This is a genomic window from Thermoplasmata archaeon, from assembly GCA_036395115.1.
In the GTDB taxonomy this organism is placed as follows: domain Archaea; phylum Thermoplasmatota; class Thermoplasmata; order RBG-16-68-12; family RBG-16-68-12; genus RBG-16-68-12.
In genome coordinates, this window is sequence record DASWDU010000050.1 from 47418 (window position 1) to 59454 (window position 12037).

The following is a 12037-nucleotide window of genomic DNA, read 5'->3' on the forward strand; positions in this document are numbered from 1 at the left end:
CGCCAATCGAGCCACCCGGCCCATTCAGGATAAACGTTGCGTCGTGAGAATCAGCGCGCGCCAGAGACGGCCGGGCGTTGCGACTGAGCGGGCGCGGAACAGCCGAAAGGAACCGCCGATCCGCCTCCGGCGCCTCGGAAGGCCGCTCCGCGTGCCGCGCGTCCCCATAGCGGGGGATGGATGTCCCGGGCCGGAGGTCCGTCCTCGCGGCCCTTTTGAACCATCGATCTCCGGGTGTCTCACCGGGGACCTGGGAGTCCCGGGGTATGAGCCCGACGGGATATCCTGGCTACCCCACCCCGCTTCATCTTCGGATCAATTCGCGGCCCGCGGAGGCGGTCGAGCGTCCGCATTGGGATGTGTCGGATAAACCTATCGCGCGATCTCAGAAAAACTTCCGGAACCGCGCGAGGTCTTCGAGGCTGCCTTTCAATTTGATCTTGCCCGTGGCATACGCCTTGAACGGACCAATCTCCCGCAGGATCAGCGCGCGGAGCGTGTCCGCGTCCGTGAGGATCGTGATGTCCGCCTGGTCCACTCCGCCCTCGAGGAGTTCCGCGACCTTCGCATCCTTGACCGTGAAGTGATACTTCGTCCCGTCTTTCAGATCGATCATCACGGTCTTCGAGAGGTCGCCGAGCTCCGCCCGGAACGTGGGGTCCGATTCGGCCTTCGCGTTGAACTTCTGGATCAGGCCCTCAAGCATCGCCCTCATGACTTGCCCCCGCCGAACTCGTCGAGCTTCCGGTTGCGGGACTCCGAAATGAGGCGGCGGGCCGTGTCCCACGAGGCCCGCGTGTGCGGCGGCAGAGAACCGTGGTCCCTAATCCACTTTTCCAGGAAGGCGATCGTCACGGCGTCGTGGGAATATCCCGACCCGATCGGCACGCCGAACTCCTGTTCAATCAATCGCATCTCGCGATCGCGGCGCACCTTCGCCAGGATCGAGGCGGCGCTGACGACGGGGAAGAGCTCGTCGGCGTTGTGCTGCGACACGATCTCCACATGGACGGGCAGTTCCCGCTGCACCGCCTTCTTGAACTCAATCTCGTCGACGTCGGCCGCGTCGACGTACGCCGTCTCGGGCCGGAGCTTGTCGATCAGCTCGGCGAAGAGCTTCGCCTCGAAGTCGTTCAGGGACATCTCCGCCCGCATGACGTCGATCCGCTCCGCCGGGATCACGATGAGCTCGTACCGCGCGACCTTCTCAATCTCCGGGGCCAGGACCTCCCGCCGTTCGGGCGTGAGCTTCTTCGAATCGCGGACGTTCATCTGCCGCAACGGCACGTCCGACTCGATCGCGACGCCGGCGACGATGAGGGGTCCGAGGACGGGACCGCGGCCCGCCTCGTCGACGCCCGCAATCACGGATCATGCCTCGAACAGTTCCCGGGCCGTCTCCTGCGCTCGCGCGACGACCTCGGGCTCGTCCACCGTCCGAACGACGCCGTCCGCCATGAGAATCTGTCCATCGACCACCGTCGCCCGGACATCGCTCCCGCGGCAACCGTAGACGAGGTGACTGATGACGTTAGCGGGATAAAAAGGCGTAGTGTGCGCGCCTTTCAACGAGACGACCGCAAGGTCCGCCCGTTTCCCCGGCTCGATCGATCCGAGTGTGGCGTCGACGCGGAGCGCCCGTGCCGCCTCGATCGTCGCGAGGTCGAGCGCCGATTGCGCGGGCAACGCGGACGCGTCCCAGCGCGTCGCCTTGTGCAGGAGCGTGGCGACCTTCATCGTCTCGAACATGTCCATGCCGTTGTTCGAGATGGGCGAGTCGGTGCCGAGGCCGACGCAAACGCCTTCGCGGATCATCTCGGGGACGGGCGCGACCCCGCCCGAGGCGAGCTTCATGTTCGAGACGGGGCAGTGGGCGACGCTCACGCCTTGGCGCGCGAGGGACCGTACCTCGTTGAGGGTCATCCACACGCAGTGCGCGGCCGTCAGGCGGCCATCGAGGAACCCGATCTTCTCGAGCCACTCGACGGGACGGAGGCCCGTCTTCCGGCGATGGGCCTCGATCTCGCCGCGCGTCTCCGAGAGATGCGTGTGCATCCGGACGTCGTGTCGGGATGCGACCTCCTTCGCTTTGACGTAGGTCTCCTCGGAGGCGGCGTAGACGCCTTGAACGCCGACGGACGGGGTGACGAGCGGGTCGCCGTTGTGCTTCGCGACGAACTGGTCGGCGTTCTTCACCGGGCTCCCGTGCTGGGTCGTCGCCGATTCGTCGAGTGTCACCCACGACAGGAAACCGCGCATGCCGGACTCACGGACGGCGCGGGCGACTTCGTCCTCCCAGTAGAACAGGTCGTGGAAGCTCGTCGTGCCGGATCGAATCATCTCGACGCATCCGAGGAGGGCGCCGATTTGCACGTCGCGCCGCGTGAGTTTCGCGTCGATCGCCGAGGCCCTCGGCACCATCTCCTCGAGCGGGACGTCGTCCGCGATGCCCCGGAGGAGCGTGTTCGCGACATGCTGGTGGAGGTTGACGAAACCCGGCAGGACCGCGCAGCCCGAGCAGTCGATCACCTCGTCTCCGGTCGCCGCCACGGCGCCCACGGCCGCGATCCGATCGCGGTCCACGAGGACGTCCCCCGTCAGGATCCGCCGCCGAGCGTCCTGCGTGACGATGAGCCCGCCGCGGAGCAGGAGGGACAAGGCAGCGGCGTCGATGGGACGATCTGTAGAAAGGTTTTGCGGGCGGGCGCCGATACGCGGGCGTGGACGAGTTCCGGGACGCGCTCGACCGATGCCTGCGACAGATCCCCCGTGGTCGCGTTGCGACGTGCGGTGGGATCGCGCGCGCCCTCGGCGACGTCCGGGCCGCTCGGGCCGTGGCCTCCTGGTTGACCGAGTACCCGGCGACCCGTACCGGCCACCGAGTCGTCCGGGCCGACGGGCGGCCGGTGCTCCCGACCGCAAGCCAACGGCTCGTGAGCGAACGGATCCCGCTGCGGGGCGACCGCGTTCCGGCGAATCGGTTCGTGCCCGTGCGAACGCCGGAGGGGCTGCTCGACCGCCTCCGCCGGGAGCAACGGGACCTCTCCCGCGCGGTGACCGAGAAGGACGAGGGTGGCCCCGCACGACGGATCGCGGGCGTCGACGTGGCGTACGACGACGGTCGGATGTACGCGGCGGCGGTCTGCGTCGACGCAAGCACGCTGGCCGTCACCGAGGTCGCAACGGTCGCCCGCGCCGTTTCGTTCCCATACATTCCCACGTATCTCGCGAGGCGTGAGTTTCCGGGAATCGAGGCGGCGACTCGCCGCCTTTCCGCGAGACCGGACGTCCTGATGGTGGACGGCCACGGACGGTTGCACCCCGCTCTGTTCGGCGTCGCATGCGACGCGGGTGTGCGCCTCGACATCCCGACGATCGGGGTGGCGAAGCATCCCCTCGTTGGGCACGCGATGAAAGCGTTAGGCGGCGACGCGGCGGCGATTCCGGTCGCCCTCGGCGGCGTGACGCGCGGCTACGCTTGGGTCCCTCCAGGTCGCGGCCGACCGATCTTCGTCTCCGTGGGCCATCGGATCTCGCTCGCGACGTCACTGGACCTGGTGAGGCGGACGACGCGACACCGGTATCCGGAACCGCTCGTGCTCGCCGATCGAGCATCTAAAGAAATGAAAAGGAATGAAAAACGGGAAAAGGGTGCGAGGCGGTGAGGCGCGACCGTCGCGGGTCACCGCGAGGTTGTGCGGGCAAGCGGCCTATCTCTTCTTTTTCTTGCCCTTCTTCTTCTTGGCCACTCGTTTCCTCCCTGTCATCTGTATCGTTTGTGGGGTTTTAAAAGTAGCGAAGCATCGATAGATGGTCCATTTTTCGACTTTTATAAAAAAGACGGGATGCGATAGGCGAATCGAAACCGTTTTTTCTGCGCGCAAGCATCCCCGCGGTGTGCGAATCGTCGTCTTCGGCGCCGGCGCCATGGGGAGCTTTTTCGGCGGCCTCTTGTCACGACGTCACGACGTCACGCTCATCGGGAGAGCGGACCACGTAGCGGCGATCCGAGCGCGCGGCCTCCGCATCACCGGGAAGACCGCGATGATCGCGAGGCCCCACGCGGCCACGCGCCTCCCGGCCGGCGCGGAGCCGGAGCTCATCTTCCTCACGACGAAGTCGTACGACACGGCCAAGGCGATGAGCACGTTGCGCCCCTTCGCCGATGAAGCGCTGTTCGTCACCGTGCAGAACGGCCTCGGGAACGCCGAGGCGATCGCGAAGGTCGCGCACCGAGTCGTCGCGGGGACGACGGCGCACGGGGTGACGTACCTCGGGCCCGGGGAGATTCGCCATGCGGGCGTCGGCGAGACGGTCCTCGGCGCGTGGGCCGGGGTTCGCGAAGCGGACCTCGTCCGACTGCGCGACCTCCTCGCGGACGTCGGCGTCGTCGCCCAGATCACCGGCGATGCCAAGACCGAACTGTGGTCGAAGCTCGTCGTGAACGCGTCGATCAATCCGCTCGCCGCCCTCGCCGGCGTCCCGAACGGACGGCTCGTCCGTGACAACGGTCTCTTGGCGTGCATGGAGGCTGTGTGCCGCGAGGCAACGTCCGTCGCGAAGGCGGAGGGGGCCTCCGTCGATCCGGACGAACTCCTCCACCGCACGGTCCTCGTCGCGCGCCGGACCGCGGCGAACCGCGGCAGCATGCTCCAAGACCTCGACCGGCATCGACGCACGGAGATCGATTCGATCAGCGGTGCGGTCGTCCGCGCCGCGGGACGGCACGGAATCCCCGTACCACTGAACCGGGCGCTGCACGCCCTCGTACGCGCGCGAGAGTCGGCGGTCCGGGAGACGTCGGAGTCGAAGTTCGCCAACTAACCTTTATAAACGACTATTTAACTCCCCTCCGCGGCGACCCCCGTCCGCGCCTCGATCCGGGAGCGGAGAGGATCGGAGGTGTGACCTTGGCGAAAATCAAGATCGAGAACGTCGTCGCGTCGACCTCCCTCGGAGAGGAACTCGACCTTCAGGCGATCGCCCTCGCGCTCGGCGGCGCCGAGTACGAACCGGAGCAGTTCCCCGGCCTCATCTATCGCCTGAAGGAGCCCAAGACGGCGACCCTCCTGTTCCGAAGCGGCAAGGTCGTCTGCACGGGCGCGAAGAGCCTCGAGCACGTCAAGACCGCGATCGACATGGTCGCGAAGCAGATCGAGGCCGCCGGCATCCCGATCAAGAAGAACCCGGAGATCGAGGTGCAGAACATCGTCGCCTCATCGGATCTCGGGACGGAGATCAACCTGAACGCGATCGCGATCTCCCTCGGACTGGAAAAGGTCGAGTACGAACCGGAGCAGTTCCCGGGCCTCGTGTACCGGATCGACGTGCCGAAGGTCGTCGTCCTGTTGTTCGGCAGCGGCAAGCTCGTGTGCACGGGCGCGCGGAAGCCCTCTGACGTCGAGCAGGCCGTGGAGAAGATCACGCAGGAGCTCAAGGCCGCCGGGTTGCTCCGCTGACCTCGCGCCGTCTGTCGCCGGAGGATCGATGAAGGAAATCCGGACGGAGATCGACATCGAGGCCTCCGCGGACCGTGTGTGGCATTCGCTCACGGACTTCCCCGCCTTTGCCGAATGGAATCCGTTCATCCGTCACGTGTCCGGCGTACCGAAGGTCGGCACGAAACTCGAGGTGTTCATGCAGTCGTCGGGGACCCGGGGAATGACATTCCGACCGACCGTGACGAAGGCGGACCGGAACCGCGAACTCCGTTGGCTCGGGCATCTCGGCGTGCCCGGGCTCTTCGACGGCGAGCACATCTTCGAAATCGAGGAGGCCGGACCGAAACGCGTGCGCTTCGTCCAGCGCGAGCGGTTCCGGGGCATCCTGGTCCCGCTCCTCACTCGGAGCCTCGATCGGGACGCGAGACGCGGCTTCGAGGAGATGAACCGTGCACTCAGAACGCGGACGGAGTCGATGCCGCCTCCCTGACAACGTCGGGACGGCGCGGGCGAGAAGGCTTATCTCCGCGGCGGGGTACGTCTCGGCGAACGCGTGCGACCGACCGTGCGGACACCCATTTTCGACAATCACATCCACCTTCGAGCCGAGTTCCAAGGGGTCACGGCGGCGAAGGCGTTCGAGCAAGCCGGCGGCACCGCGATGCTCTTGACCCATACGCCGTACGACGAGGTGCCAATCCTCCGCGGGGAAGATTTCGAAGGGGCGTACCGCAAGACCCTGTCGATGGCCGACGCAGTGCGCGCGGCGACGTCGCTTCAGGTCTTCGTCGCCCTGGGTCCATATCCCGTCGAGTTCCTCGGCCTTCGGGAGACGATCGGACCCGAGGCGGCCGTCGAGGCGATGCAGCAGGGGATCGACGGAGCCGCCCGACACATCGCGGAGGGTCGCGCGATCGCATTCGGCGAAGTCGGACGGCCGCATTTCCCCGTCGCCGCCGACGCGATTTCCGCGTGTAATGGTCTCCTCGAATATGCGATGCGGAGCGCGAAAGGCCTCGGGTGCGCGGTCATCCTGCACACGGAAGATCCGACGCCGCAGACGTTCGCAGAATTCGCCGAGATCGCGTCGAGAGCCGGCCTCGCCCCGGACCGGGTCGTGAAACATCACTCGACGCCAGTCACGCGGCCGGAGGACACGCACGGCGTCGTGCCCTCGATCCTCGCGAAGGAGGATCTCGTGGCGACGGCCCTTCGGGGCGGTCCGCGGTTCTTGCTCGAGACGGACTACATCGACGACCCTCGGCGGCCCGGTGCGGTTCTCGGCCCCGCCACCGTCCCGCGGAAGACGAGGGCCTGGCTCGAACGAGGCGTCCTCCGGGAAGAGGACGCGTGGCAGATCCACAAGGACCTCCCCGAGCGCACGTACGGCATCGAGCTTCGCGGATGACGCGGCGACGGCGGGTCCCATCTCAACCGCGTCGTACGTGGAACCCTTTCAGGTCCCCTCTCGGCGACGTCCACGAAATCTCGACGCCGGTGACTTGCGCGTACGGCTGGGAGGCTTTGTTCCATTCGATGCACGATTCGATGGCGGACCGATCGCCCTCGAAGACCGCCTCGACGCTCCCGTCCGGGAGGTTCTGCACATATCCGTCGAGGCGCAGGGCCTCCGCCCTCTCCGCGCAGTGCGCGCGGAAGTAGACACCTTGCACGCGGCCGCGGAAGATCACGCGGGCTCGGCCGTCCATGGCGTTGCCAAATCGAGAGGGATGGAAAGAACTTTACGAAACCGCTCCCGTCCGCATATTCGCGCGGCGGAGGGCCACGTGTCCGATCCGAACGAGATGTACCGGCTCCGCGACGGAGGCATCCGCTGGGTCTTCTTTTTCCGAAAGTCCGACGTCCCACCCCGGGAACTCCGAGTGGTCTCGCAAGCCAAGCAGGAGAAGCTCCTCCGCCTCGCCGTCACCTTCGGCTCGACGGATCCGGCGTCGCGCGAGTATCGGAGCACGACCGCCGTGCATCTCTGGCAAATAGACAGTCTTCCGTCGAGGATCTCGTGGCGTCGCGTATTCGTTCACGTGTTCACTCACGAGCCCTTGCATCACGCAATCGGCCGGTCCCTCGCCGAGATCGCCGAACGCGGCGATCAGGAGTGGGTCATCCGCCGGCTCGGCGACGGCCGGTGGTGGTAGTCGGCCGGCCTCGGCAGGCGTCCCGACGGAATGAGACGCCCGGCCGATCCGGCCTCTAAAGAACTTTATTATACGCGCCCCCGCTATCGCTGCACCCCCGACGGCAGGTTCGCCAATGAAGCGGAACAAGGTCCAAGACCTCCGCGTCTCGGACTACATGTCCACGGACCTTGTGACCGCGATGCCGGACGACACGATCGGGGACGTCCTCGGCAAGATGAAGACGAGGGACATCCACGAGATCCCCGTCCTGGAGCGGAAGAAGCTCGTCGGCATCGTGACGATGCGCGAGCTGATGCGCCGTCGGAATTCGCCGCCGTCGACGAAGGCCTCGACGGTGCTCGAAGTCGCGCCCCAGGTCACCCCGGAGACGACGTTGCCCGAGGTCGCGGAGAAGATGATCTCCGCCGGATTCCGGGCGATCCCCGTGGTGAAGGGAAAGGCCGTCGTCGGCATCCTCTCGCGGTCCGACTTGGTGCGGGCCCTCGTGGAGACGCGCGCCCTCGAAGGGGTCGTCGCGCGCGACTTCATGACCCCGAAGCCGCAGGCCGTCGCAGAGGACGACACGGTCGAGCACGCGGTCCAGATCATGCGGTCCCTCGGCGAGCGCTCCGTGCCCGTCGTCGACAAGAACCGCCACCTGAAGGGTGTCGTCGGGATGAAGGACGTCATCGACCTGTTCGCACGGCCGAAGAAGCGCGAGCACGCCGGCGATCGGGTGGGGCGCGAGGAAAAGGTCGCGCTCGAGGTGAAAGGTGTCATGCGCTATCCGCCCCTGACGGTCGGACCCGATGCGGACGTCCACCGCGCCGCGGAACTCATGGCGAAACAACACGTCTCGTCCGTCGTCGTGACGGAGGACGACGAGCCGGTCGGGATCATCACGACGCAGGACCTGATGCAGTTCCTTGCGAGCCTGCAGGAGCGCGAGCAGCTCTTCGTCGAGATCGGCGGCCTTGAGGACGAGCCGACGGACGCGTACGACGAGATCTACGCGGTCGTCCAGAAGCAGATGCGCCGGATCGCCCAGCTCGTGCAGCCGCGGACCCTCGCGATCCACGTCCAGAAGTACAAGCCGGAGGGCGACCGCTGGAAGTACTCCATCCGCGCCCGCTTCACGACCGCCCACCGGATCTACTACGCCCACCACTTCGACTGGGACCTGCGCGTCGCCTTGGCCGACCTTCTCGACACGCTGTACAACCGGATCGTCAAGGAGAAGGAGCGCAAGGTCACGGAGCGGAAGCGGCATCACGCGCCGTCAACGTAGGTTCCAGTAGGCCCCGTGGGCGCGTTTCGTCGCCTCGATCGCGGCGCGGCCGTGGACGGCGTCGTCGGAGACGTCCGTGAGGGCGAGGTCGATCGTCCGCCCCTCGACCCGAGCGACGACCCCTGCGACGACCTCGGCGAGCGCGTCGAGGTCGTAGCCGCCTTCGAGGGCGATTGCGATCCGGTCGCCGCAGAGCCGGGATGCGGCTTCCGCCGCGCGCAGGACCAGGCCCACGTACCCGGGTGAGGAAAGGGTGAGCGAGGTCAATGGGTCGCGGTAATGGGCGTCCACGCCAAGGCTCATGAGCACGACGTCGGGCCGGAATTCCTCGAGGATCGGCTCGATGATCGCCTCGTCCGCCAGCACGTAGGAGGTGTCCCCACAGCCCGCGGAGAAGGGGACGTTCACCGTGAAGCCGCGCCCCTCCGCCTCGCCGACGTCCTCGGCGGGGCCGGTCCCCGGATAGATTCCGTACTCGTGGGTCGAGACGTACAGGACCGACGGGCTCGTCGCGAAGATGTCCCTCGTCCCGTTGCCGTGGTGGGCGTCGTAGTCGAGGAGGGCCACCCGACGTCCTTGGGCCGCGCAGGCCGCCGCGGCGACCGCCACGTTGTTCAGATAGCAAAAGCCGCCGCCGTAGTCGGGTCCCGCGTGGTGCCCAGGGGGGCGGACGAGGGCGAGCGTTGGGCGTCCGTCGCGGAGCGCCGCCCGGGTCGCCTGCACGACGGCTCCGACGGCCAAGGAAGCAATCCCGAACGTCTCCGGATGCACGGCGGTCTCCGGATCGAGGAATCCTTCGCCGAGATGTTGGACGTACTCGACGTACGACGACTGATGGACCCGCTCGAGGTCCTCCCGTGTCGCGGGCCCCGCCGGCTCGATGCCGGCATCGAGCCGCTCCCGCTTCAGACGCTCGACGATCGCCCGCAGCCGATCCGGCCGCTCCACGTGGTCCGCCGGCACCACGTGATCGAGGAAGCGGGGATCGTAGACGAGCACGTCCGGCCGAACGATGAGGCCGGCTTCAAGGCATCGTCGAGGCCGCCCTCCGGCCTCGGAATCGGTTCGTTCTCACGCCTGATAGTCAGGGAGCGAAACGAGTGAGAATTGGGTCGGCACTCTTAAGCGAACCCCCCCACATATCTTCGATTATCGACGCAATGCGAGACTTTTCCTCCATGAGCCTGGCAGTGCTCCTGCTCGTGGGGGCCGTCGTGGTCGCTGGCGTCGTCCCGCTGATTCGCTCCCCGATTCGACCCGAGGCAACCGAGGCGATGAGCTTCTGGGAGGCGGCGGGTCGCGGCCTCGTGACCGTGACGGCCGTGAACGAAACCTACATGCGTAAGGGCGAGACCGTGACGCGGCCCGTTGGCATCCAAGTCGACAACGCTGCGCATGTCCCGGTGGAGGTGTCGGAGGAGGCCCTCCTCATGAGCCCCCATCCCCTCGGGCCGCCGCAGAATCCGCTCCAGACGACGCAAGATGCGGTCTTGACCGTGCAGACGATCCCTCCCGGCGGGTCCCTCGTCTACTCGTACGGTGAGGAGGTCCTCCAGGACTTTCTGGATCCTCCGGCCTGGTGGTGCTCCGAGGAGTTCCAATTCGTCCAGGCCGACACCCCGTTCCGAATCGGGGGCGAGACGCTGCCATTCGCCGTTCGGAACGTCATCAAAAACGAACACTACGCGAACGGCGACGACAACACGCAGGTGGATCTGTGGAGATACCTGCGGTCGAACGCGACCGTCGTCGTCGGGAAGGAGCCCCTCTGGACACAACTCGATGGGAGTCCGGGGCGGCCGATCGACGTGACGATCGAGGCGACGAACATCGCGGTATTCACCTTCGAGGATCGCATCGCGGACGACGTGAACGTGACCCACGGTGCAATCGAGGACGACGTGCCTGCGGGATGGAGCGTGGAGGAGGGGAGTTACTCCACCCCGCCGGACGAAATCGTCGTCCACGACGACGGGTCGCGGACCCTGCGGTGGTTCGTCGACCTGCCCGCCGCCCTCGAGAGCGATTCGAACGATCCGACGGATCCGACGCCCTACGAGACGGTGACGCGGTCGTACACGCTCGTCTCGCCCGCGCTCGACGCGGGCGTCATCGAGCTGCCGCGCGCCCGCTCGGACATCGACTCCGACGGGGCCTCGGACGCCGTCTCGGCGCCGCCTGTCGTCCACGTCATCCCGACCGGAGCGCCCATCGCGAACGCGGGCAGTCCGTATTCCGGCCGCGAGGGCGAGACGGTCCACCTGGATGCAGGCGCTTCGAGCGATCCCGAAGGCGATTCGCTGCGGTTCCGTTGGGACTTCACCGGAGACGGCACGTTCGACACGGACTGGTCGTCCGGCCCGGCCGCCGATGCGACGTACACGGACGACTTCGCAGGTGCCGCGGTCGTCGAGGTGACCGACGGCAGCCACGTGACGTCTGCCTCGGCCTCGGTGGCAATCGGGAACGTCGACCCGGAAATCCAACGAATCGACGCGGTCGCTCAAGCGGGCTTCCGGATCGAGATGGCGGGGGAGAAGTGGCACGACCTGAACTTCACGCTCTCCTCCGATGCGGGCGTCCTCGCTTCCGTCGACCTCGTGCGACGTCCCGGCGGACCGCAGACGCAGGCGGCCTCCACGGACCTGTTGACGTTCTCCCTCCTGGAGCATCCCTCCGCGACGCTCGCCTACACCCCGCTGGACGATCCGGTGAACGGACGTCCAACCGGCGACAATCCCGCGTGGATCGTCGTGATGCTGCCGGACGGCCAGGAACGGCGCGTGTCGCATAACTTTAACACGCAGCACCCGGCCACCTGGACCTGGACCGCGGAGGACCTCGCCACATCGTTCGTGCGGACCGGGGTCACGTTCCGGGCGGGCCTGCACGACGCGGGCAGCGACGACCTCATCGCGACATGGGACTTCGGGGACGGGACGTCGGCGATGCAGACGTTCTACAACAACGACGGCGTGGGACCGGACCCGGCGCAGAGTCAGGGCGGGACGGCGCCTTTCGACCTAGATACGCTGATCGTCCACGGATATGCGACGGAGGGCCCGCTCGTCATCACCCTCACTCTGCACGACGACGACGGCGGCCTCGCCACCGCGACCTTCTCCGTCGACGGCGGTTGACGGAAAAGGTTCTGTAGCGGCCGGGGGGTG

13 protein-coding genes and 1 tRNA gene are annotated in these 12037 nt (G+C 66.9%); 8 read left to right on the plus strand and 6 right to left on the minus strand.

What is annotated here, in order from left to right:
* Nucleotides 1-167: 167 nt before the first annotated feature.
* From VF992_12500 to VF992_12515, 4 genes are all read right to left on the minus strand, one after another.
* A tRNA-Met gene (locus VF992_12500) sits at nucleotides 168-304 on the minus strand.
* Between the two features lie 81 nt (nucleotides 305-385).
* Nucleotides 386-715: an SCP2 sterol-binding domain-containing protein gene (locus VF992_12505; GenBank protein HEX9341970.1), complete on the minus strand. Its 330-nt coding sequence runs from the start codon at nucleotides 713-715 to the stop codon at nucleotides 386-388.
* Nucleotides 712-1368, minus strand: a complete 657-nt coding sequence (gene rnhB / locus VF992_12510) for a ribonuclease HII (protein HEX9341971.1) — start codon at nucleotides 1366-1368, stop codon at nucleotides 712-714. The genes VF992_12505 and rnhB overlap by 4 nt, the downstream gene beginning before the upstream one ends.
* A gap of 3 nt (nucleotides 1369-1371) precedes the next feature.
* Entirely contained in the window at nucleotides 1372-2658 is a 1287-nt protein-coding gene (locus VF992_12515) for an amidohydrolase family protein (protein HEX9341972.1), read from the minus strand.
* 62 nt (nucleotides 2659-2720) lie between these two features.
* On the opposite strand from VF992_12515, the gene VF992_12520 reads away from it, so the two are divergent.
* From VF992_12520 to VF992_12540, 5 genes are all read left to right on the plus strand, one after another.
* Nucleotides 2721-3665 (plus strand): endonuclease V, encoded by a 945-nt coding sequence (locus VF992_12520; GenBank protein HEX9341973.1) that lies wholly within the window; start codon nucleotides 2721-2723, stop codon nucleotides 3663-3665.
* 232 nt (nucleotides 3666-3897) lie between these two features.
* Nucleotides 3898-4824, plus strand: a complete 927-nt coding sequence (locus VF992_12525) for a 2-dehydropantoate 2-reductase (GenBank protein ID HEX9341974.1) — start codon at nucleotides 3898-3900, stop codon at nucleotides 4822-4824.
* A gap of 86 nt (nucleotides 4825-4910) precedes the next feature.
* On the plus strand, nucleotides 4911-5459 hold the full coding sequence (locus VF992_12530; protein ID HEX9341975.1) for a TATA-box-binding protein: 549 nt from the start codon (nucleotides 4911-4913) through the stop codon (nucleotides 5457-5459).
* A 28-nt stretch (nucleotides 5460-5487) separates the two neighbouring features.
* Complete coding sequence (locus VF992_12535) at nucleotides 5488-5931, plus strand: SRPBCC domain-containing protein (protein ID HEX9341976.1); 444 nt, start codon at nucleotides 5488-5490, stop codon at nucleotides 5929-5931.
* A 63-nt stretch (nucleotides 5932-5994) separates the two neighbouring features.
* Nucleotides 5995-6849: a TatD family hydrolase gene (locus tag VF992_12540; protein ID HEX9341977.1), complete on the plus strand. Its 855-nt coding sequence runs from the start codon at nucleotides 5995-5997 to the stop codon at nucleotides 6847-6849.
* A 22-nt stretch (nucleotides 6850-6871) separates the two neighbouring features.
* Here VF992_12540 and VF992_12545 read toward each other — a convergent pair whose 3' ends face one another.
* Nucleotides 6872-7150, minus strand: a complete 279-nt coding sequence (locus VF992_12545; GenBank protein ID HEX9341978.1) for an acylphosphatase — start codon at nucleotides 7148-7150, stop codon at nucleotides 6872-6874.
* A 78-nt stretch (nucleotides 7151-7228) separates the two neighbouring features.
* On the opposite strand from VF992_12545, the gene VF992_12550 reads away from it, so the two are divergent.
* Together VF992_12550 and VF992_12555 are read left to right on the plus strand one after the other, a co-directional pair.
* The gene (locus tag VF992_12550) at nucleotides 7229-7597 is read left to right on the plus strand and encodes a hypothetical protein (protein ID HEX9341979.1); all 369 of its coding nucleotides are present in this window, start codon (nucleotides 7229-7231) and stop codon (nucleotides 7595-7597) included.
* A gap of 115 nt (nucleotides 7598-7712) precedes the next feature.
* Nucleotides 7713-8867, plus strand: coding sequence for a CBS domain-containing protein (locus tag VF992_12555; GenBank protein ID HEX9341980.1), 1155 nt, complete (start codon nucleotides 7713-7715; stop codon nucleotides 8865-8867).
* Here the strand turns inward: VF992_12555 and VF992_12560 are convergent.
* A complete protein-coding gene (locus VF992_12560) occupies nucleotides 8859-9866 on the minus strand; it encodes a histone deacetylase (GenBank protein ID HEX9341981.1) in 1008 nt (335 codons plus the stop codon). The genes VF992_12555 and VF992_12560 overlap by 9 nt on opposite strands.
* A 179-nt stretch (nucleotides 9867-10045) precedes the next feature.
* Here VF992_12560 and VF992_12565 point away from each other — a divergent pair, with 179 nt between their 5' ends.
* Nucleotides 10046-12007, plus strand: a complete 1962-nt coding sequence (locus VF992_12565; GenBank protein ID HEX9341982.1) for a PKD domain-containing protein — start codon at nucleotides 10046-10048, stop codon at nucleotides 12005-12007.
* Nucleotides 12008-12037: the final 30 nt, after the last annotated feature.

Coding starts and splice junctions, on each gene's coding strand:
- VF992_12505 (HEX9341970.1), bottom strand. CDS start 715: ATGAGGGCGATGCTTGAGGGCCTGATCCAGAAGTTCAACGCGAAGGCC.
- VF992_12535 (HEX9341976.1), top strand. CDS start 5,488: ATGAAGGAAATCCGGACGGAGATCGACATCGAGGCCTCCGCGGACCGT.
- VF992_12545 (HEX9341978.1), bottom strand. CDS start 7,150: ATGGACGGCCGAGCCCGCGTGATCTTCCGCGGCCGCGTGCAAGGTGTC.
- VF992_12555 (HEX9341980.1), top strand. CDS start 7,713: ATGAAGCGGAACAAGGTCCAAGACCTCCGCGTCTCGGACTACATGTCC.
- VF992_12565 (HEX9341982.1), top strand. CDS start 10,046: ATGAGCCTGGCAGTGCTCCTGCTCGTGGGGGCCGTCGTGGTCGCTGGC.